Annotated in this window: 18 protein-coding genes; 9 read left to right on the plus strand and 9 right to left on the minus strand. The window is 70.8% G+C overall.

Translation table 11 applies throughout. The features are described 5' to 3' along the window. The first annotated feature begins 43 nt into the window (after positions 1 to 43). Genes gap through E4622_RS05975 form a run of 5 tightly spaced genes read left to right on the plus strand, consistent with a single transcriptional unit; the run spans position 44 to position 3,704 of the window. On the plus strand, positions 44 to 1,039 hold the full coding sequence (gene gap, locus E4622_RS05955; protein WP_134739105.1) for a type I glyceraldehyde-3-phosphate dehydrogenase: 996 nt from the start codon (positions 44 to 46) through the stop codon (positions 1,037 to 1,039). Between the two features lies 1 nt (position 1,040). After that, the gene (locus tag E4622_RS05960) at positions 1,041 to 2,240 is read left to right on the plus strand and encodes a phosphoglycerate kinase (protein WP_134739106.1); all 1,200 of its coding nucleotides are present in this window, start codon (positions 1,041 to 1,043) and stop codon (positions 2,238 to 2,240) included. Positions 2,241 to 2,243: 3 nt separating this feature from the next. Beyond that, complete coding sequence (gene tpiA / locus E4622_RS05965) at positions 2,244 to 3,062, plus strand: triose-phosphate isomerase (RefSeq protein WP_245155900.1); 819 nt, start codon at positions 2,244 to 2,246, stop codon at positions 3,060 to 3,062. Between the two features lie 31 nt (positions 3,063 to 3,093). Continuing rightward, complete coding sequence (gene secG / locus E4622_RS05970; protein WP_134739107.1) at positions 3,094 to 3,330, plus strand: preprotein translocase subunit SecG; 237 nt, start codon at positions 3,094 to 3,096, stop codon at positions 3,328 to 3,330. A 14-nt stretch (positions 3,331 to 3,344) separates the two neighbouring features. Next, on the plus strand, positions 3,345 to 3,704 hold the full coding sequence (locus tag E4622_RS05975) for an RNA polymerase-binding protein RbpA (RefSeq protein ID WP_134739108.1): 360 nt from the start codon (positions 3,345 to 3,347) through the stop codon (positions 3,702 to 3,704). 9 nt (positions 3,705 to 3,713) lie between these two features. Here E4622_RS05975 and pgl read toward each other — a convergent pair whose 3' ends face one another. From pgl to tkt, 6 genes are read right to left on the minus strand one after another with little or no spacing between them, the layout of a single operon-like run. Further along, positions 3,714 to 4,436: a 6-phosphogluconolactonase gene (gene pgl, locus E4622_RS05980; protein WP_134739109.1), complete on the minus strand. Its 723-nt coding sequence runs from the start codon at positions 4,434 to 4,436 to the stop codon at positions 3,714 to 3,716. Then, positions 4,433 to 5,341: a glucose-6-phosphate dehydrogenase assembly protein OpcA gene (locus E4622_RS05985; RefSeq protein WP_134739110.1), complete on the minus strand. Its 909-nt coding sequence runs from the start codon at positions 5,339 to 5,341 to the stop codon at positions 4,433 to 4,435. The genes pgl and E4622_RS05985 overlap by 4 nt, the downstream gene beginning before the upstream one ends. A 2-nt stretch (positions 5,342 to 5,343) precedes the next feature. After that, complete coding sequence (gene zwf / locus E4622_RS05990; RefSeq protein ID WP_134739111.1) at positions 5,344 to 6,867, minus strand: glucose-6-phosphate dehydrogenase; 1,524 nt, start codon at positions 6,865 to 6,867, stop codon at positions 5,344 to 5,346. Next, a complete protein-coding gene (locus E4622_RS05995) occupies positions 6,864 to 8,510 on the minus strand; it encodes a glucose-6-phosphate isomerase (protein WP_134739112.1) in 1,647 nt (548 codons plus the stop codon). Before E4622_RS05995 ends, zwf begins: the two co-directional genes overlap by 4 nt. Next, positions 8,507 to 9,613, minus strand: a complete 1,107-nt coding sequence (gene tal, locus E4622_RS06000) for a transaldolase (protein WP_134739113.1) — start codon at positions 9,611 to 9,613, stop codon at positions 8,507 to 8,509. The genes E4622_RS05995 and tal overlap by 4 nt, the downstream gene beginning before the upstream one ends. Positions 9,614 to 9,655: 42 nt before the next feature. Further along, positions 9,656 to 11,758, minus strand: a complete 2,103-nt coding sequence (gene tkt / locus E4622_RS06005; RefSeq protein ID WP_134739114.1) for a transketolase — start codon at positions 11,756 to 11,758, stop codon at positions 9,656 to 9,658. Between the two features lie 109 nt (positions 11,759 to 11,867). Between tkt and E4622_RS06010 the strand changes: the two genes are divergently transcribed. Both E4622_RS06010 and E4622_RS06015 read left to right on the plus strand, forming a co-directional pair. Beyond that, entirely contained in the window at positions 11,868 to 12,824 is a 957-nt protein-coding gene (locus tag E4622_RS06010) for a heme o synthase (protein WP_134739115.1), read from the plus strand. 93 nt (positions 12,825 to 12,917) lie between these two features. Then, positions 12,918 to 14,423 carry an amino acid permease gene (locus E4622_RS06015; protein ID WP_134739116.1) on the plus strand — a complete coding sequence of 502 codons (1,506 nt, stop codon included), beginning with the start codon at positions 12,918 to 12,920 and terminating at the stop codon, positions 14,421 to 14,423. Here E4622_RS06015 and E4622_RS06020 read toward each other — a convergent pair. Together E4622_RS06020 and E4622_RS06025 are read right to left on the minus strand one after the other, a co-directional pair. After that, positions 14,413 to 14,940, minus strand: coding sequence for a hypothetical protein (locus E4622_RS06020; RefSeq protein ID WP_134739117.1), 528 nt, complete (start codon positions 14,938 to 14,940; stop codon positions 14,413 to 14,415). The genes E4622_RS06015 and E4622_RS06020 overlap by 11 nt on opposite strands. Before the next feature lie 62 nt (positions 14,941 to 15,002). Then, positions 15,003 to 15,647, minus strand: a complete 645-nt coding sequence (locus E4622_RS06025; protein WP_134739118.1) for a GNAT family protein — start codon at positions 15,645 to 15,647, stop codon at positions 15,003 to 15,005. A gap of 102 nt (positions 15,648 to 15,749) precedes the next feature. On the opposite strand from E4622_RS06025, the gene E4622_RS06030 reads away from it, so the two are divergent. Both E4622_RS06030 and E4622_RS06035 read left to right on the plus strand, forming a co-directional pair. Beyond that, positions 15,750 to 17,048, plus strand: a complete 1,299-nt coding sequence (locus tag E4622_RS06030) for an HNH endonuclease signature motif containing protein (protein WP_134739119.1) — start codon at positions 15,750 to 15,752, stop codon at positions 17,046 to 17,048. A gap of 559 nt (positions 17,049 to 17,607) precedes the next feature. Next, a complete protein-coding gene (locus tag E4622_RS06035; RefSeq protein WP_134739120.1) occupies positions 17,608 to 18,003 on the plus strand; it encodes a hypothetical protein in 396 nt (131 codons plus the stop codon). 62 nt (positions 18,004 to 18,065) lie between these two features. Here E4622_RS06035 and E4622_RS06040 read toward each other — a convergent pair whose 3' ends face one another. After that, on the minus strand, positions 18,066 to 18,659 hold the full coding sequence (locus E4622_RS06040) for a GNAT family N-acetyltransferase (protein ID WP_134739121.1): 594 nt from the start codon (positions 18,657 to 18,659) through the stop codon (positions 18,066 to 18,068). Positions 18,660 to 18,669 lie beyond the last annotated feature (10 nt).

Here is an 18,669-nt window from a genome sequence, read left to right on the forward strand (position 1 = left end):
AGCTCGGAGTCGTTCCACCCGCTCACCGCTAGGAGCAATCGCAGTGACCGTACGCGTAGGCATCAACGGATTCGGCCGCATCGGCCGCAACTTCTTCCGGGCCGTCGTGGCCTCCGGAGCCGACATCGAGATCGTGGCCGTCAACGACCTGACGGACAACAAGACCCTCGCCACCCTGGTGAAGTACGACTCCATCCTGGGGCGGCTCGACGGCGACGTCACCCACACCGACACCGACATCTCGGCCGCCGGCCACACGTTCAAGGTCTTCGAGGAGCGCGACCCCGCCGCCCTGCCCTGGGGCGACCTCGACGTCGACGTGGTCATCGAGTCCACCGGCTTCTTCACCGACGCGACGCAGGCCAAGGCCCACATCGACGGCGGCGCCAAGAAGGTCATCATCTCCGCGCCCGCGAAGAACGAGGACGTCACGATCGTCATGGGCGTCAACGAGGGCGACTACGACCCGGCGAGCCACTCGATCATCTCCAACGCCTCCTGCACGACCAACTGCCTCGGCCCGATGGCCAAGGCGCTCAACGACGAGTTCGGCATCGTCAAGGGCCTGATGACCACGATCCACGCCTACACCGGTGACCAGAACCTGCTCGACGGCCCCCACAAGGACCTGCGCCGCGCCCGCGCCGCCGCGACCAACATCGTGCCCACCTCGACCGGTGCGGCCAAGGCCATCGGCCTCGTGCTGCCCGAGCTCAAGGGCAAGCTCGACGGCTACGCCCTGCGCGTGCCCGTCCCGACCGGCTCGGCCACCGACCTCACCTTCGAGGCCGGACGCGAGACCACCGTCGAGGAGGTCAACGCCGTCATGAAGGCCGCCGCCGACGGCAAGATCCTGCGCTACAACGAGGACCCCATCGTCTCCAGCGACATCACCACCGACCCGGCGTCGTGCATCTTCGACGCGCCGCTGACCAAGGTCATCGGCAACCAGGTCAAGGTCGTCGGCTGGTACGACAACGAGTGGGGCTACTCCAACCGCCTCGTCGACCTCGTCAGCTACGTCGGCGAGACCCTCTGACGTGAGCGACCTCTCCTCGCTGGGCGACGTCCGCGGCAAGCGCGTGCTGGTCCGCTCGGACCTCAACGTCCCGCTCGACGGCACGCGCATCTCCGACGACGGCCGGATCCGGGCCAGCGTCCCGACCATCAAGAAGCTGGTCGAGGCCGGCGCCCGGGTGGTCGTCACCGCCCACCTGGGCCGGCCGAAGGGTGCGCCCGACCCGGCCTACTCGCTGCGCCCGGTCGCCGACCGGCTCGGTGAGCTGCTCGGCACCCCGGTCGCCTTCGCCACCGACACGGTGGGGGAGTCCGCGCAGCAGACCGTGGCGGCACTCGGCGACGGGGAGGTCGCCCTGCTCGAGAACGTCCGCTTCAACGCGGGCGAGACGAGCAAGGACGAGGGCGAGCGCGGGGCGTTCGCCGACCAGATGGCGGCGCTCGCCGACGCCTTCGTCTCCGACGGGTTCGGGGTCGTGCACCGCAAGCAGGCGTCGGTCTACGACGTCGCCCAGCGGCTCCCGCACGCGATGGGCGACCTGGTGGCCACCGAGATCGAGGTCCTGCGGCGCCTCACGGTCGACCCCGAGCGGCCCTACGTCGTCGTGCTCGGCGGCTCCAAGGTCTCCGACAAGCTCGGCGTCATCGACAACCTGCTCGGCAAGGCCGACAAGCTGCTCATCGGCGGCGGCATGGTCTTCACCTTCCTCAAGGCCCAGGGCCACGAGGTCGGCAAGAGCCTGCTCGAGGACGACCAGCTCGACGTGTGCCGGTCCTACCTCCAGCGTGCCGAGGAGTCCGGCGTCGAGATCGTGCTGCCGACCGACGTCGTGGTCGACACGACGTTCCCCTCCGGCGACGCCGAGCCGCACCCGCGTGTCGTGCCCGCCTCGGAGATCCCCGCCGACGCCCTCGGGCTCGACATCGGGCCCGACTCCGGTGCGGCGTTCGCCGCGGCGCTCCAGGGTGCCCGCACGGTCTTCTGGAACGGTCCGATGGGCGTCTTCGAGGTCGCCGCCTTCGCCGAGGGAACCCGCGCGGTCGCCCAGGCGTTGACCGAGATCGACGGGCTGTCCGTGGTCGGCGGTGGCGACTCCGCCGCCGCGGTCCGGGCGCTCGGCTTCGACGACGCAGCCTTCGGGCACATCTCCACCGGTGGTGGGGCGAGCCTGGAGTACCTCGAGGGCAAGGAACTGCCCGGCATCACGGTCTTGGAGGACTGACACATGGCTGTCTCGAGCAAGGCCGGCAAGCCCGCGGGGCGCACGCCGCTGATGGCGGGCAACTGGAAGATGAACCTCAACCACCAGGAAGCGGTGGTGCTCGTCCAGAAGCTCGCGTGGACGCTGTCGGACAAGCGCCACGACTTCGCCAAGGTCGAGGTCGTCGTCTGCCCGCCGTTCACCGACCTCCGGTCCGTGCAGACGCTCGTCGACGGCGACCGGCTCTCGGTCAAGTACGCCGCCCAGGACGTCTCCACCAAGGACTCCGGCGCCTACACCGGCGAGATCTCCGCGGGGATGCTGGCCAAGCTCGGCTGCTCCTACGTGGTGGTCGGCCACTCCGAGCGCCGGGAGTACCACGCCGAGACCGACGAGGTCGTCAACGCCAAGGCCCACCAGGCCCACCGCGCCGACATGACCCCGATCGTCTGCGTCGGCGAGGGCCTCGAGGTGCGCCAGTCCGGCGAGCACGTGCCCTACACGCTGGCCCAGGTGGACGGCTCGCTCGAGGGGTTCACCGCCGAGCAGGTCGCCGGCCTGGTGGTGGCCTACGAGCCCGTGTGGGCGATCGGCACCGGCGAGGTGGCCACGCCCGACGACGCGCAGGAGGTCTGCGCGGCCATCCGGGCGCGGATCCGCGAGGTGCACGGCGACGCGGCTGCCGACGGCGTACGCGTGCTCTACGGCGGCTCGGTCAAGGCCAACAACGTGGCCGGCATCATGGCCAAGGAGGACGTGGACGGCGCTCTCGTGGGCGGCGCGAGCCTCCAGGTCGACGAGTTCGGCGGCATCTGCCGCTTCTACGACATGCCGGTCCTCTGACTCCCCACCCTCTGACGTAGGATTCCTCGCTGTGACAACGCTCTTCACTGTTCTGCTCGTCATCACGAGCACCCTGCTGATCGTCCTCGTGCTCCTGCACAAGGGTCGGGGCGGCGGGCTGTCCGACATGTTCGGTGGCGGTGTCAGCAGCTCACTGGGCGGCTCGTCGGTCGCCGAGCGCAACCTCGACCGGTTCACGGTCGGCATCGGTGTCATCTGGTTCGCCTGCGTGATCGCGCTGGGCCTGCTGCTCGCTTACCAAGGCTGAGGGGAAGTAGACACATGGCTGGTGGAGGAAACGCCATTCGTGGCAGCCGGGTCGGCGCCGGACCCATGGGAGAGGCCGAGCGCGGCGAGGCCGCGCCCCGCCAGCCCGTCACCTACTTCTGCTCCCACGGGCACACGTCGGTCGTGACCTTCTCGGTCGAGGCCGTGGCGCCCGACTCGTGGGACTGCCCCAAGTGCGGCCTGCCCGCTGGCCGGGACTCCGAGAACGCCCCGCCGGCGACGAAGGTGGAGCCCTACAAGACCCACCTCGCCTACGTGAAGGAGCGTCGCTCCGACACCGAGGCCGCCGACATCCTCGACGAGGCGCTCCAGCTGCTGCGCTCGCGTCGCAAGTCCGGCGACATCATCTTCTGAGCAGACCGCTCAGAGCTGCGAGGCTGCCTCGCGGTCGAGGAACCACACGGTGTCGACCTGACCGTGGACACCGCGGGCCGGCGTCTCCTCGACGGAGCCGTCGTCGGCCAGCGCCCTCGCCACCGCCTCGGCCTTGCCCTCGCCGCTGGCGATGAGCCAGGTGGAGCGCGTGCGGTTGAGGGCTCCGAACGTGAAGCTGATGCGCTCGGGCGGCGGCTTGGGGGAGTCGGTGACCGAGACGGCGATCCGGTCGTCCACACCGAGCTCGGGGCGGCCCGGGAAGAGCGACGCGACGTGGCCGTCGGGGCCGATGCCGAGCATCACGACCTCGAACTCGCCGACGCCGTAGGCGTGGACGGTCTCCTCGAACGCCAGGGCGGCGGCCTCGACGTCCTGGCGCCCGTCGCTGGCCGGCATCTCGTGCACCTGGGTGGCACCCACGGCGTCCAGGAAGGCGCGCCGCGCCTGCCCGGCGTTGCGGTCGGCGTCGTCGGAGGCCACGAAGCGCTCGTCGCCGAACCACACGACGACCCGGGTCCAGTCGACCTCGGAGGCGGGCGTGAGCCGGGCCAGCTCGCGGTGCAGCGCCTCGGCGATGGTGCCGCCGGTGAGGGCGATGTGGGGCTCGCGGCCGGCCTCCTGGGCGTCCGCGAGCCGCGAGAGCAGCTCACCGGCCACGGCCGTCGCCAGCGCGGCGGAGTCAGGGTGGACCTCGACCAGAGGGGCGCTCACGAGGCCTGGGCCTTGCGCAGCTTCTTGGCGACCTCGGCGTAGACGTCGTCCTCGTCGAGGCGGCGCAGCTCCTCGGCGAGCAGCTCGGGCAGGCTGCGCCGCTTGAGGGCGATGGGCCGGTCCGGCTTGCCGGGGGACTCGTACGTCGCCAGCTTGCCGTCGGGCCGGCTGATCCGGATCGGGCCGTCGGTGGTCTCCAGGACGACCTCGGTGATGCCCGGGCCCGGGGAGTTGGTGCGGTCGACGGTGACCCGCAGCCGCGAGCCGAGCCAGGCGGCCAGCAGGTCCGCGCTGGGGCTGATCCGCTCGGCGGAGACCGAGGCGCCGGTGACCTTGACCTGGTGCTGGTCCAGGGCGGCGGCGAGCAGCGCCCGCCACGGCGTGATCCGGGTCCAGGCGAGGTCGGTGTTGCCCTTGACGTAGGACGCGCACTGCACGTGCAGCGCCTTGCCCTTGGCACGCGGGGCCGCGGCGGCGTCGGTGATCCGTCGCTGGGCGAGCGCGCCCAGCGGGTCGGCGGCCGGGTCGTCGGGGGCCTCGGTGGGCCACCACACGGCGACGGGGGAGTCGGGCAGCAGCAGCGGCAGCACGACCGAGGCCGCGTGCTTGACGACCTCGCCCTTGAGCCGGATGACGGCGGTCTCGCCGGTCCAGCCCGCGCCGGTGCCGACCTGGGCGTTGATCTCGGCGGCGCCGCGGGCGTCACCCAGGATCACGCCCAGGGCGCGGGCCGGGTGCTCGTGGGACGCCTCGCGGGCGGCCTTCATGGCGGCCTCGGCGTCGTCCTCGGGCACGACGATGACCAGGGTCATCACCATGCCCATCGCGGGGCTGCCGGCCTTGACGCGACCGCGCACGAACTCCGCGGCGATCTTCGAGGACGTGGTGTTGGTGAGCTCGATCATGGTTAGGGCCTCCTCCAGACGCGTCCGTCGCGGGCCAGCATCTTGTCTGCCGACTCCGGTCCCCAGGTGCCGGAGCCGTACTGCTCCGGCTTGCCCTTGCGTGCCCAGGCCTCGAGGATCGGGTCGAGGATCTTCCAGGAGAGCTCGACCTCCTCGTGCCGGGGGAACAGCGGCGGGTCGCCGAGCAGGACGTCCAGGATGAGCCGCTCGTAGGCCTCGGGGCTGTCCTCGGTGAACGACCCGCCATAGGCGAAGTCCATGTTGACGTCGCGGATCTCCATCGCGGTGCCCGGCACCTTGGAGCCGAAGCGCAGCGTCATGCCCTCGTCGGGCTGGATCCGGATGACCAGCGCGTTCTGCGTGAGCTCCTCGACCGAGGAGGCGCTGAACGGCTGGTGCGGCGCCCGCTTGAAGACCACGGCCACCTCGGTGACGCGGCGACCGAGGCGCTTGCCGGTGCGCAGGTAGAACGGCACGCCCGCCCAGCGACGGTTGTCGACGTGGAGGGTGATGGCCGCGTAGGTCTCGGTCGTGGAGCTCGCGCCGATGCCCTCCTCCTCGAGGAAGGAGGTGACCTTCTCCCCGCCGGCCCAGCCGGCGGCGTACTGCCCGCGGGCGGTGGTGAGGTCGAGGCGGCGGGGGAGCGTGATGCTCGAGAGGAGCTTCTGCTTCTCGATGCGCAGGCTCTCGGCGTCGAACGACGTCGGCTCCTCCATGGCGACCAGCGACATCAGCTGGAGGAGGTGGTTCTGGATGACGTCGCGGGCGGCCCCGATGCCGTCGTAGTAGCCGGCGCGACCGCCGATGCCGACGTCCTCGGCCATGGTGATCTGCACGTGGTCGACGTAGTTGTTGTTCCAGAGCGGCTCGAACATCGTGTTGGCGAAGCGCGTCGCCAGGATGTTCTGGACCGTCTCCTTGCCGAGGTAGTGGTCGATGCGGAAGATCGAGCCGGAGTCGAAGACCTCGGCCAGGGTGGCGTTGAGCTCGATCGCCGAGTCCAGGTCGTGGCCGAACGGCTTCTCGACGACGACCCGCCGCCAGGAGTCCTCCCGGGGGTCGGCGAGGCCGTGCTCCTTGAGCTGGCCGACCACGTTGCCGAAGAACCCCGGAGGGATGGCGAGGTAGAACGCGTGGTTGCCCTCGGTGCCGCGGGTGCGGTCGAGCTCGTCGATGGTCTGGCGCAGCTGCTCGAAGGCCTCGTCGTCGTCGAAGTCGCCCTGGACGAAGCGGAAGCCCTCGGACAGCTGCTTCCACACCTCCTCGCGGAACTCCGTGCGGGCGTAGGACTTCACCGAGTCGTGCACGATCTGGGCGAAGTCCTGGTCGGCCCAGTCGCGGCGCGCGAAGCCGACCAGGCTGAAGCCCGGGGGCAGCAGGCCGCGGTTGGCGAGGTCGTAGATCGCCGGCATGATCTTCTTGCGCGACAGGTCGCCGGTCACGCCGAAGAGCACCATGCCGCACGGCCCCGCGATGCGCGGAAGGCGGCGGTCGCGGACGTCGCGCAGCGGGTTGACGTAGGTCATGCGAGCACTCCCTGGATCGCCTCGAGGTCAGCGGGGCTGCTGACGTGGAGCCGCAGGACCGGGCGGCCCTTGTCGGCGAGCACCTGGCCGTCGCCCACGGCCTGGGCGGTCAGGAACTCGTGGAACGTGAACGGCCGGTCGGGCACCGCGAGGTCGGCCTCGGGCTGCCCGGTGACCTGGAGGTAGACGCCGGTGGCGGGTCCGCCCTTGTGGTACTGCCCGGTGGAGTGCAGGAAGCGCGGACCCCAGCCGAAGGTGACGGGGCGTCCGGTGCGCTCGGCCAGCGTACGGCGTACGGCGGACAGCGCGGCGTCGCGGTGGCGGTCCAGGTAGGCCTGCACGGCGACGTAGCCGGTCTGGGGGTCGACCGCGGCGAGCAGCGCGTCGACCGCGCCGGCGACGGTGGTCGTGCCGTCGGGCAGCCAGCCGGGGGAGGCGTAGACCGTGACCGCGCCGTCGACGAAGACCGGCGTCGGCTGGTTGCCGCCGCCGTCGAGCATCTCGCGGGCGGCGGCCTTGGCGCTCTCGACGTCGGGCTGGTCGAAGGGGTTGATGCCGATGACGCGACCGGCGACCGCGGTGGCGTACTCCCAGAGCAGCATCTGGCCGCCCAGCGACGCATCCACGGTCGCGCCCCACCCGGAGGCCGGGCTTACGTCGTCGAAGACGAAGTCGGGACCGATGGTCACCAAGACCTCGTCGGGCGTGCTCGGGACGAAGTCGGGGGCGTCGAGCGACTCCACGACGACCGGCAGGATGCCCTTGCCGTCCTTGCCGGTGGACTCGGCCACCAGCTGCTCGGCCCAGTCGCCGAAGCCGGCGAACGGCGCGCCGGCGTTGGCCAGGACCAGCTTGTCGGCGCCGGCGAGGTTGGCCGCGCCGAGCAGCGCGCCGAGACGCAGGCCGGGGTTGTCGGGGGAGTCGGCCTCCAGCGCCGGCCGCAGCGCCTCCGCCTGGTCGAGCAGGGCGGAGATGTCGGCGCCGGCGAGCCCGCTGGGCACCAGCCCGAAGGCCGTCAGCGCGGAGTAGCGACCGCCGACCTCGGGGTCGGCGAGGAAGACGCGGTAGCCGGCCTCACGGGCCGACTTCTCCAGCGGGGAGCCAGGGTCGGTCACGACGACGATGCGCTCGGCGGGGTCGAGCCCGACGTCCGCGAAGGCCTTCTCGAAGGCGCGCCGCTGGCTGTCGGTCTCGACCGTGCCGCCCGACTTGGAGGACACCACGATGACGGTCTCGTCGATGCGGGTCTCCAGGGAGGAGCGCACGAAGTCGGGGTCGGAGGAGTCGAGCACGTCCAGCTCGACGCCGAAGGCCCCGCAGATCACCTCGGGCGCGAGCGAGGATCCGCCCATGCCGCACAGCACGACCCGCGTCAGCCCGAGCTGGGTCAGCTTGACCCGGAGCTCGGTGATCTCGTCGACCAGCGGGCGCGAGCGCTCGGACAGGTCCACCCAGCCCAGCCGCTTGGCGGACTCCTCCTCGGCGGCGGGGCCCCACAGCGTGGCGTCGCGGCCGGCGATGCCGCTGGCGACGCCGTCGGAGACGAGCGCCTCCACCGTCGAGGCGTACGTCGCCTCGTCGGCGTAGCCGAAGAACAGCTCGAAACCGTCCCCCGCGACAGTGTTCCAAGCTGTGCCGGTCATGCGCCCGCCTTCTCCATCTGGCCGCGGACCGTCTCGACGAGCTCGGTCCAGGACTTCTTGAACTTGTCGACGCCCTCGTGCTCGATCGTGAGCAGCACGTCCTCGAAGTCGACGCCGACGGCCTCGAGGCCGTCGAGCACCTTCTGGGACTCCTCGACGCGGCCGGTGACCTGGTCGCCGGTCACCTCGCCGTGGTCGGCGAAGGCGTCCATCGTCTTCTCGGGCATGGTGTTGACGGTGCCGTCGACGACCAGCTCGGTGACGTAGAGGGTGTCGGGGTAGTCGGGGTTCTTGACCCCGGTGGAGGCCCACAGCGGTCGCTGCGTGCGGGCGCCGGAGTCGGCCAGCGACTGCCAGCGCTCGCCGGAGTGGACCTCCTGGTAGGCGGCGTAGGCCAGTCGCGCGTTGGCGATCGCGGCCTTGCCCTTGAGGGCCTTGGCCTCGTCGGTGCCGATCTCGTCGAGGCGGCTGTCGACCTCCGTGTCGACGCGGGAGACGAAGAACGAGGCGACCGACTGGATCGTCGCCAGGTCGATGCCCGCGTCGCGGGCCTGCTCGAGGCCGGTGAGGTAGGCGTCCATGACCTCGCGGTAGCGCTCGAGGCTGAAGATCAGCGTGACGTTGACGCTGATGCCGTGGCCGATCGCGTGGGTGATGGCCGGCAGCCCCTCCTTGGTGGCGGGGATCTTGATCAAGGCGTTGGAGCGGTCGACGGCCTTCCACAGCGCCTCGGCCGAGCCGATCGTGCCCTCGGTGTCGTTGGCGAGGTCGGGCTCGACCTCGATCGAGACCCGGCCGTCCGACGGGCTGCCGTCGGCGACCTGCTTGAGGATGTCGCAGGCGTTGCGGACGTCCTCGGTGGTGAGCTCGAAGATCACCTTGTCGACGTCGGTGCCGTCGGCGACCAGGCGCTTGACCTGGTCGTCGTAGCGCTCGCCGTCGGCGATCGCGCCGGCGAAGATCGTCGGGTTGGTGGTCACGCCCACCACCGACCTCTCCTTGACCAGCTCGGCGAGGTTGCCGCTCTCGATGCGCTCGCGCGACAGGTCGTCGAGCCAGATGGACACTCCCGCGTCAGCGAGAGCCTTGAGACGGTCAGTCATGGTTCCTCCTAGGGAGACTGGGGGGTACGCGGCGGGCGAACCTCAGATGCTGGCCGCTGCGATCGAGTCGCGCGCTGCCGAGACGACTGCCTCGGCGGTCACGCCGTACTCCTGGTAGATCCGTGCATAGTCGGCCGACGCGCCGTAGCGGTCGATGGAGATGATCCGGCCGTGGTCGCCGACGTAGTCGCGCCAGCCCTGCTTCACGCCTGCCTCGACCGAGACCCGCGCCTTCACGATGGGCGGGATGACGGTGTCCCGGTAGGACTGGTCCTGGTCCTCGAACCACTCCTGGCACGGCATGGAGACCACTCGGGCCTGGATGCCGTCCTCGGCCAGCCGGGCGCGCGCCTCGACCGCCAGCTGCACCTCCGATCCCGTGCCGATCAGGACGACGTCGGGAGTGCCGCCCTCGGCATCGAGCAGGACGTAGCCGCCGCGGTGCACCTCGCTGGTCTCGGCGAACCCGTCCTTCCCGCGCGGGAAGACCGGAACGTTCTGCCGGGTCAGGGCCAGGGCCGCGGGCCGGTCGGTGTGGCCGAGGATCGTGGCCCAGCAGGCCGCTGTCTCGTTGGCGTCGGCGGGACGTACGACGTCGAGCCCGGGCATCGCGCGAAGGGCCGCCAGGTGCTCGACCGGCTGGTGGGTCGGTCCGTCCTCGCCGAGCCCGATCGAGTCGTGGGTCCAGACGTAGGTGACCGGCAGCTGGCTGAGGGCCGCCACCCGCACCGCTCCGCGCATGTAGTCCGAGAACGTCAGGAACGTACCGCCGAAGACCCGGGTGAGGGCGTCGGCGGCGATGCCGTTCATGATCGCGCCCATGCCGTGCTCGCGGATGCCGAAGTGGAGCACCCGGCCCTGGTAGGGGTCGGCCGTCCACTCCTTGACGCTCCGGTCGCTCGGGATGAACGACGGCGCCGACTTGATCGTGGTGTTGTTGGAACCCGCGAGGTCCGCGGAGCCGCCCCAGAGCTCGGGCATCAGGGGAGCGACCGCGTTGATCACGTCGCTCGAGGCGACCCGGGTGGCGACGCCCTTGGTGCTCGCCTCGAACACGGGCAGGGCCGCCTCCAGACCCTCGGGGAGGGAGCGCGCCTTGAGCCGGTGGAGCAGCGTGGCCTTGTCAGGGTTGGCCTCCGCCCACGCGGCGTACCGCTCGTCCCACGCGGCACCCCACTCCGCGCCGCGCTCGCTGAGCTTGCGCGTGTGCTCGATGACGTCGGCCGGAACCTGGAAGGTGAGGTCGGGGTCCCAGCCGAGGATCTTCTTGGTGGCGGCGACCTCCTCGTCACCCAGTGCGCTGCCATGGGCCTTCTCCGTGCCCTGCGCGTTGGGGGCGGGCCAGGCGATGACCGTGTCGAGCACGATCAGGGACGGCTTGGTCGTCACCCGGCCGGCGGCCGTGATGGCGTCGTAGAGCGCAGGCACGTCCTCGACGTACTTCTTGCCGCCGTTGGTCCAGTCGACGACCTGCACGTGCCAGCCGTAGGCCTCGTAGCGGGCGGCGACGTCCTCGGTGAACGCGATGTCGGTGTTGCCCTCGATCGAGATCCGGTTGCGGTCGTAGATGACGGTGAGGTTGCCGAGCTCCTGGGTGCCGGCGATCGAGCTGGCCTCGGCGCTGACGCCCTCCTGGAGGTCCCCGTCGGAGCACAGCGCGTAGACGTGGTGGTCGAACAGGCTGTTGCCGGGAGCGGCGTCGGGGTCGAGCAGGCCGTGCACCCGGCGACCGGCCATGGCCATGCCGACGGCGTTGGCCACGCCCTGTCCGAGCGGACCCGTCGTGACCTCGACGCCCGCGGTGTGGTGGAGCTCAGGGTGCCCCGGGGTCTTGCTGCCCCAGCTGCGCAGCGCCTGGAGGTCCTCGAGCTCGAGGCCGAAGCCGCCGAGGTAGAGCTGCGTGTAGAGCGTGATGCTCGAGTGGCCGCAGGAGAGCACGAACCGGTCGCGCGCGATCCAGCGCGAGTCGGCCGGGTCGTGGCGCATCACCTTCTGGAAGAGCAGGTAGGCCGCGGGTGCCAGGCTCATGGCCGTGCCGGGGTGGCCGTTGCCCACCTTCTGCACTGCATCCATGGCGAGCACTCGAGCGGTGTCCACCGCCTTGTCGTCGATCTCGGTCCAGTCCAGCTTCGTGCGAGTCGTCACGTCGGTCCTCTCCGGGGGGTTGCGCCGTTCCGAGCCTACTCAGGCAACGAGTTAGACTCGTACTCGCACCGGTTGCCCGAAGCAGCCTTTCCCATTCCCGAGGACCTCCGTGACCTACGTCGGCCAGACGCATGCGGCTGCCCAGCAGCCCGAGCGTGAGGGCGAGACCGGGCGACCGTCCTTCAAGGACGTCGTCGCCGCCTACGTCGGGCTCACCAAGCCCCGGGTCATCGAGCTGCTCCTGCTCACGACCGTGCCGGTGATGTTCTTCGCCGACCGCGGAGTGCCCGAGCTCGGCCTGGTGCTCGCCACCGTCGTAGGCGGGACGCTCTCGGCCGGCTCGGCGTCGGCGTTCAACTGCGTCTACGACCGCGACATCGACGAGCAGATGCGCCGCACCCGCCGGCGCGCGCTGCCGCGCCACATCGTGACGCCGCTGTCGGCCCTGGTCTTCGCCACGGTGCTCGCCGTGCTCTCGACCGTCGTGCTGGCGCTGTGGGTCAACACCCTGTCGGCCGTGCTGGCGCTCGTGGCCAACGCCTTCTACGTCCTCGTCTACACGATGGTGCTCAAGCGCCGCACGACGCAGAACATCGTCTGGGGCGGTCTCGCCGGCTGCTTCCCGGCGCTCATCGGCTGGACCGCGGTCACCGGCGAGCTCTCGTGGGTGCCGGTGATCCTCTTCGCCGTCGTCTTCTTCTGGACCCCGCCGCACACCTGGGCCTTGGCGCTGCGCTACCGCGAGGACTACGCCAACGTCGACGTGCCGATGCTGCCGGTCGTCGTCCCGGCCCGCGAGGTCGGCCGCCAGATCGTGCTCTACAGCTGGGTGATGGTCGCGGCCTCGTTGCTCCTGTGGCCGGTCGCCGGCACGGGCCCGTTCTACCCCGTCGCCGCCGCCGTGCTGGGCGCGGTCTTCCTCGTCGAGGCGCACAAGCTGATGCGCCGTGCCCGGGGCACCGAGGACCTCAGCGAGATCCAGCCGATGCGGTTGTTCCACCACTCCAACCTCTACCTCTCGCTGCTCTTCGTCGCCGTCGCGCTGGACCCGCTCCTCAAGATCTGAGCCGCTCCCGGAGGTTGAGGAAGGACGAAGTCCTGTCTCGAAACCCCCGGGGCCCGCCTAGCGCCCTGGACCCACCGGAACTAACGTGCTCGGGTGGATCTCTTCCGTACGAAGTCCGTCGAGCAGTCGATCGCCGAGACCGACGAGCCGGAGCACCGGCTCAAGAAGGACCTCGGGGTCCTGGACCTGTTGATCTTCGGCGTCGGGGTCATCGTGGGCGCCGGGATCTTCGTCGTCACGGGCACCGTCGCCAAGACCAACTCCGGTCCGGCGATCACGATCTCCTTCGCCATCGCCGGACTGGCGTGCGCCCTGGCGGCGCTCTGCTACGCGGAGTTCGCCTCGACGCTGCCGGTGGCCGGCAGCGCCTACACGTTCAGCTACGCCTCCTTCGGCGAGCTGCTCGCGTGGATCATCGGCTGGGACCTGGCGCTGGAGTTCACCATCGGGGCGGCGGCGCTCAGCACCAGCTTCTCGGGGTACTTCCAGGAGGTCTTCGACGGCACCTTCCTCGAGGTGCCGACCTCCCTCGGCTCCGCCGGCGAGGGGGTGGTCGACCTGCCGGCGATCGTCATCTCGCTGCTCGTCACCGCGATCCTCATCGGCGGCATCAAGCTGTCGAGCCGGATCAACCAGGTCATCGTCGCGATCAAGCTGCTCGTCATCGCCGCGGTGATCATCTTCGGCGTCGGGCACATCTCCGGCGACAACTACACGCCGTTCATCCCGCCCTCGGAGCCCACGCCCGACGCCACGGGCGGCTTCCTCGACCACACCCTGATCAGCTCGCTGCTGGGAGTCGACCCGGCCGTCTACGGCCTGGCCGGCGTGATCGCGGGCGCCTCCATCGTGTTCTTCGCGTTCATCGGCTTCGACGTCGTGGCCACCACCGCCGAGGAGACCAAGAACCCCCAGCGCGACGTGCCGCGCGGGATCCTCGGGTCGCTGGTCATCGTGACCCTGCTCTACATCGCAGTCAGCCTGGTGCTCACCGGCATGCGCAACTTCCGCGACATCGAGGAGGGCGACCCCGCGCCGCTCGCCACGGCGTTCGACGCCGTCGGGCTGGACTTCATGGGGCGGCTGATCTCGATCGGCGCCTGCATCGGCCTGATCGTCGTGGTGATGATCCTGATGCTCGGCCAGACCCGGGTCGCCTTCGCGATGGCCCGCGACGGGCTGCTGCCCGCGAGCCTCGCCAAGGTGCACCCGCGCTTCGGCACGCCGTACGTCATCACGATCGTCACCGGCGTCGCCGTGGCCCTGATCGGCGGACTGGTCGACCTGAAGGTGTTGGTCAACCTGGTCAGCATCGGCACCCTCTTCGCGTTCATCCTGGTGAGCGTCGGGGTCGTGATCCTGCGCCGCAGCCGCCCCGACCTGCACCGCGGCTTCCGCACGCCGGCCGTCTACGTCGTCGCCACCGCGTCGGTGCTGCTGTGCCTCTACCTGATGCTGAACCTCACCGGCGGCACCTGGGTGCGCTTCCTGGTGTGGATGGCCATCGGCCTGGTCGTCTACGCGTCCTACGGCTACCGGCACTCGCGCCTGGGCCGCGGCGAGGGCGCGCGTCCGGAGGCGCCCGGGCTCAGCTCCTGAGCCGCACCACGACATCGGTGCCGTCGTCCTCGGCGCCGCCGCAGCCGGGATGCTGGGACCGGTACGTCGCCTCGGCGGTGCTCGTCCCGCGGCTGCCGTCCGCTGCGGTGACGACGACCTCGACCGACCCCTGCATCGAGCCGAACCCGCACGGGACGTGGCACATCAGATCGCCGGACGGCGAGATGCTCAGCCCCGTGTGCAGGTGGGCATCGCTCGTGACGTGTCCGGGCGTCCACGTCGCACCGGCGTGCTCGCCGTCGCGTTCGGCGGCGAAGCGCAGCTCGCGCAGCGTTGGTCGACCGTCGACCCGCCACGCGTCCAGCCGGACGGTGTCGAGGCTGGCTCCCGTGGGGCCGAGCACGTCGGTGATCGTGAGACTCGGCTCGGCGTAGGACATGACGGCCGCGCAGCTGCGGTCGTCGGCGTCGTCGCAGGCGACGAGGCACCACGCCAACCCCGCGCAGAGCACCGCTCGTCGCCAGCCTGCGCCGCCCGTGCGTGGTGTGTCTGTCACACGTCTGGGACGCGCTCGGCTGCGGGCCGGTTCCGTGCGCACCGCTCGGTTTGCGGCCACTGTCAGTGGAACATCGCGGCAGCCTCCTCGAGACCCGTGACCTGCACGGCGACGTACGGCGTGCTCGCAGCCCAGCGGTCGGCGGTGAGTCGGAGCCGGTCGGAGACGAGCACCTGGTCGTCGCGCCGGTCACGGGAGATGCCGTCGGGGTGGTAGCCGAGCCGGCGGGAGACGCCTTGGGACGCGTGGTTGTCCGGGAAGACCTCGGTGGTCGCGTCCGTGGCGCCGAGGTGGTCGAAGGCGAGCGTCAGGAGCGCGGAGCGGGCCTCGGTGCCGTACCCCTGCCCTTGGTGCTCGAGCCCGAGCCAGGAGGACGTCGTGACCTCGCGCGTGACCGTGAAGTCCCGGGACCGCAGGGTGACGACCCCCAAGGCCTGTCCGGTGTGGAGGAAGACCCCGAGACCCAGGCGCCAGCTCTCCGGCGTCCAGGACGAGAGCTGGTGCCAGTGCTCCCGGAGCACGAAGCGCGCTCGCTCCTCCGGCGCGCCCTCCGCCCACGGGGTGAGGAACGGGCGCTCGTCGGAACCGTGGACGCCGCGGGCCGCCAGCTGCGCCAGCTCGGCGAGCTCAGCCTCCGACGGCAGCCTCAGGGAGAGCCGGGGCGTGGTGAGTGCGAGGGCGTACGTGGGCCACAGGTCGGCAAGCATGGGGGCATCCTCCTCGACCGTGGGCGAGCGCGCACCGCAGTTCTCCACAGGGTCCGACGCGACCCTGGACGGGTGTCGGTGGGCGGGTCTAGGGTCGAACACATGTTCGAGTCGTTGATGGATCAGGTGCGGGAGGCGCGGTCCGCGCTCGCGGCCTGCCCGAGCGATCTCACGGACGCTGAGCGGGTCGACCTGTTGCGTGAGCTGGAGGACCTGAAGTGCGCTGCGTCGGCGGCGCAGGCGGTGACCGCGGTCGAGCTGGATGCTTCGCAGCGTGCGGCCCAGGTGGAGGCCGGGGTCCGTGCGAGTCGGGTGGGGGAGGGCGTCGCGGCGCAGATCGGTCTGGCGCGGCGGGAGTCGCCGCACGCGGGGGCGCGGTTGTTGGGTCTGGGCAAGGTCCTGACCGCGGAGATGCCGTGCACGCTGCGTCTGATGCAGGAGGGCCGGCTGAGTGAGTGGCGGGCCATGATCCTGGCCCGTGAGACCGCGTGCCTGTCCGTTGAGGACCGTGCCGAGGTCGACGCCCGGTTGTGTGCGAACGGGGAGGCGGCGTCGATGAGCGACCAGGGCCTGAGCCGCGCCGCGCGCAAGCTGGCGTGCGAGCTCGACCCGGCCGCGGTCGCCGCACGTGCCCGTCGTGCGGAGGCTGAGCGGCACGTCTCGCTGCGCCCGGCGCCGGACACGATGTGCTGGGTCCGGGTCCTGCTGCCGGTCAAGCAGGCGGTGTGGGTCTACGCGGTGCTGCTCACGATCGCCAAGAACGCCCGCTCCCAGGGCGACCCCCGCTCCCAGGGCCAGCTCATGGCCGACGCCCTGGTCGAGCGCGTCACGAGCGAGTCCACCGAGGCGGCGCCGAAGGTCGAGCTGAAGCTGGTCATGAGCGACACCTCCTTCTTCGGGACCTCCGAGGATGCCGCGGACCTGGAGGGCTACGGCCCGGTCCCGGCGCCGTGGGCGCGGGCGTTCGTCAGGGACGCCGCTGCGCAGGCGAGGTTGTGGGTCCGGCGGCTCTACGTGGCCCCGAGCACCGGTGAGCTGATCGGCATGGACTCCCGCGCCCGGTGTGCCCCGGCCGGGTTGGCCTCGTTCGTGGCGACCCGTGACCTGGGCCTGTGCCGGACCCCGTGGTGCGGCGCCCCGATCCGCGAGGCCGACCACGTCGTGGCCTACGAGGACAGCGGCCCGACCGCCTCCTACAACCTCCAAGGGCTGTGCCGGCGGTGCAACCTCGTCAAGCAGGCCCTGGGCTGGTCCGCGTCCCAAGTCTTCAGCCTGTGGCGCCACACCGTCGAGACGACCACCCCGACCGGTCACACCTACCGCTCCCGCGCACCCGCCCCATCCGGGCACGTGGACATCTACTCACCCGGCGAACGACTCCTCCTCGAGCTCATCGCCTGAACGAGCGACATCAGACGCTCCGCGCGCCAAAAGACGACAGAATGACGCACGCGCGATGTGCGCGCGGATCGCGGCAGGTCAGGTCACTGTTGTCCATGCAGGCGAGAGCTCATCACGCGGCGCACTGGCTCCACCTCGGCCCAGAGCTCGTCTTCGCTGAGTCTCCATTCCTCAGGCAACGACTTCTCGGGTAGGCGGCGCACCCGTGCACACGGTCGCGGGCGCCCCTCGAGGTGCTCGATCGCCGCCAGCAGGACGCATGAGGCATGACCCCGTGGGCCGCCGGGCCAGAGCCGCTCGGCCTCCCCGCTGAGACTGAGGTCTCCGGCCCGCTCACCGACATCTGCGCATTGACTGGGACTCATCCCGGCTGCGCGCCTCGCCAGGTCTGACTCGCCGAATCGCCACAACTCGCGGGCGTAGGAGACGGCCGGCATGGTGATCACGAACTTGCCCACAGTCGTAAGTCTGCTGCTTAGGGCACGCCCTGTCATCGGCTCGAGCGTCGGTTCCTCTTAACCACCTTCGTCCGCCGGCGTCTCGTGAGACCCTCTCCGGCATGGAGGGACGTGCACTGAACCGCGAGCCCCGACGAGCGTGGGCGTGGCTCGTTCCCTGGTTCGCCGGTTCGGTCGCGATCGTCGTCGCCAACGTCACGGGCGCGCAGAGGGCCAGCTTCTTCCTCACCGGGTTGGCGGCAGGGGTCGGGTGGCAGCTGCTGTACCGCCGCGACCTGGTCTCACGGCTGACGTTCATGGCGGTGCTGATGACCGTCGCGGTCGTGGGGGCACTCGTGGCCCGAGAGGACTTCGTGTGGGAGGACATGGACACGACCGGCCTGCTCGTCATCGGGGTGCTTCTCGGCCTCATCTACTCCGAGCAGTACCTGCGCTGGCGACACGACGCCATGGAGCGTTCTTCTCGGACGGAACCAAGCCGCGACGCCACCGTCTGACCGTTCCCAGGCCCCGTGACTGTGAGCTCAGGCGCGACGACACCCGTCGCTGTGTAGCGGCGTCAGGAGGACTCAGGCAGCACTCGCCGCACGACGCGCCGCCGCAGCGTGGGGGAGGCGTGCACCTCGTAGCCGGCCTCGAGGAAGACCTGGAGCAGGCCGACCGAGGCCTCGTCCCAGATGACCTGCTTGCCGGGCGGCGGCTCCATCGGGTAGCCCTCGAGGATGCGGGCGCCGACCTGCGCGCCGTACTCGACGGTGGCGTTCGCAAGCTCGTAGGTCAGTCCCGCCTGGCGCCAGCCCTTGCGCACGACGAAGCAGGTGACCGACCAGATGCCCGGCAGCTCCGGGTCCATCCGCATCCACGGCTGCTTGCGGCTCCACAGGCGGGGGTAGTTCTCCCGAGGCTCGACGGCGACCCAGCCGGCCGCCTCGCCGTCGACGTAGCCGATCAGCCCGGAGGTCGGTCCGGGGGTGCCGCAGGCGGTCTGCTCGAGCAGGGCGACGTCGCGCTCCTCCTGGGTGATGTCGCGCCAGATCCAGCCCGGCACCTTCATGGCCTGGCAGCGGCACTTGCGGGCGCCGCTCGTGGCGAAGACCGCCTCGACGTCCTCGACCGTCGCTTGGTTGGCGGGGAGCCAGGTGAACTCGGGCATGGTGCGACCC

Source organism: Nocardioides sp. 503 (assembly GCF_004522095.1).
Classification (GTDB): domain Bacteria; phylum Actinomycetota; class Actinomycetes; order Propionibacteriales; family Nocardioidaceae; genus Nocardioides.

Coding starts and splice junctions, on each gene's coding strand:
- tpiA (WP_245155900.1), top strand. CDS start 2,244: ATGGCTGTCTCGAGCAAGGCCGGCAAGCCCGCGGGGCGCACGCCGCTG.
- E4622_RS05995 (WP_134739112.1), bottom strand. CDS start 8,510: ATGACCGGCACAGCTTGGAACACTGTCGCGGGGGACGGTTTCGAGCTG.
- E4622_RS06025 (WP_134739118.1), bottom strand. CDS start 15,647: ATGCTTGCCGACCTGTGGCCCACGTACGCCCTCGCACTCACCACGCCC.
- E4622_RS05985 (WP_134739110.1), bottom strand. CDS start 5,341: ATGATCGAGCTCACCAACACCACGTCCTCGAAGATCGCCGCGGAGTTC.
- tal (WP_134739113.1), bottom strand. CDS start 9,613: ATGACTGACCGTCTCAAGGCTCTCGCTGACGCGGGAGTGTCCATCTGG.
- zwf (WP_134739111.1), bottom strand. CDS start 6,867: ATGACCTACGTCAACCCGCTGCGCGACGTCCGCGACCGCCGCCTTCCG.
- E4622_RS06035 (WP_134739120.1), top strand. CDS start 17,608: ATGGAGGGACGTGCACTGAACCGCGAGCCCCGACGAGCGTGGGCGTGG.
- E4622_RS05975 (WP_134739108.1), top strand. CDS start 3,345: ATGGCTGGTGGAGGAAACGCCATTCGTGGCAGCCGGGTCGGCGCCGGA.
- E4622_RS06040 (WP_134739121.1), bottom strand. CDS start 18,659: ATGCCCGAGTTCACCTGGCTCCCCGCCAACCAAGCGACGGTCGAGGAC.
- E4622_RS06030 (WP_134739119.1), top strand. CDS start 15,750: ATGTTCGAGTCGTTGATGGATCAGGTGCGGGAGGCGCGGTCCGCGCTC.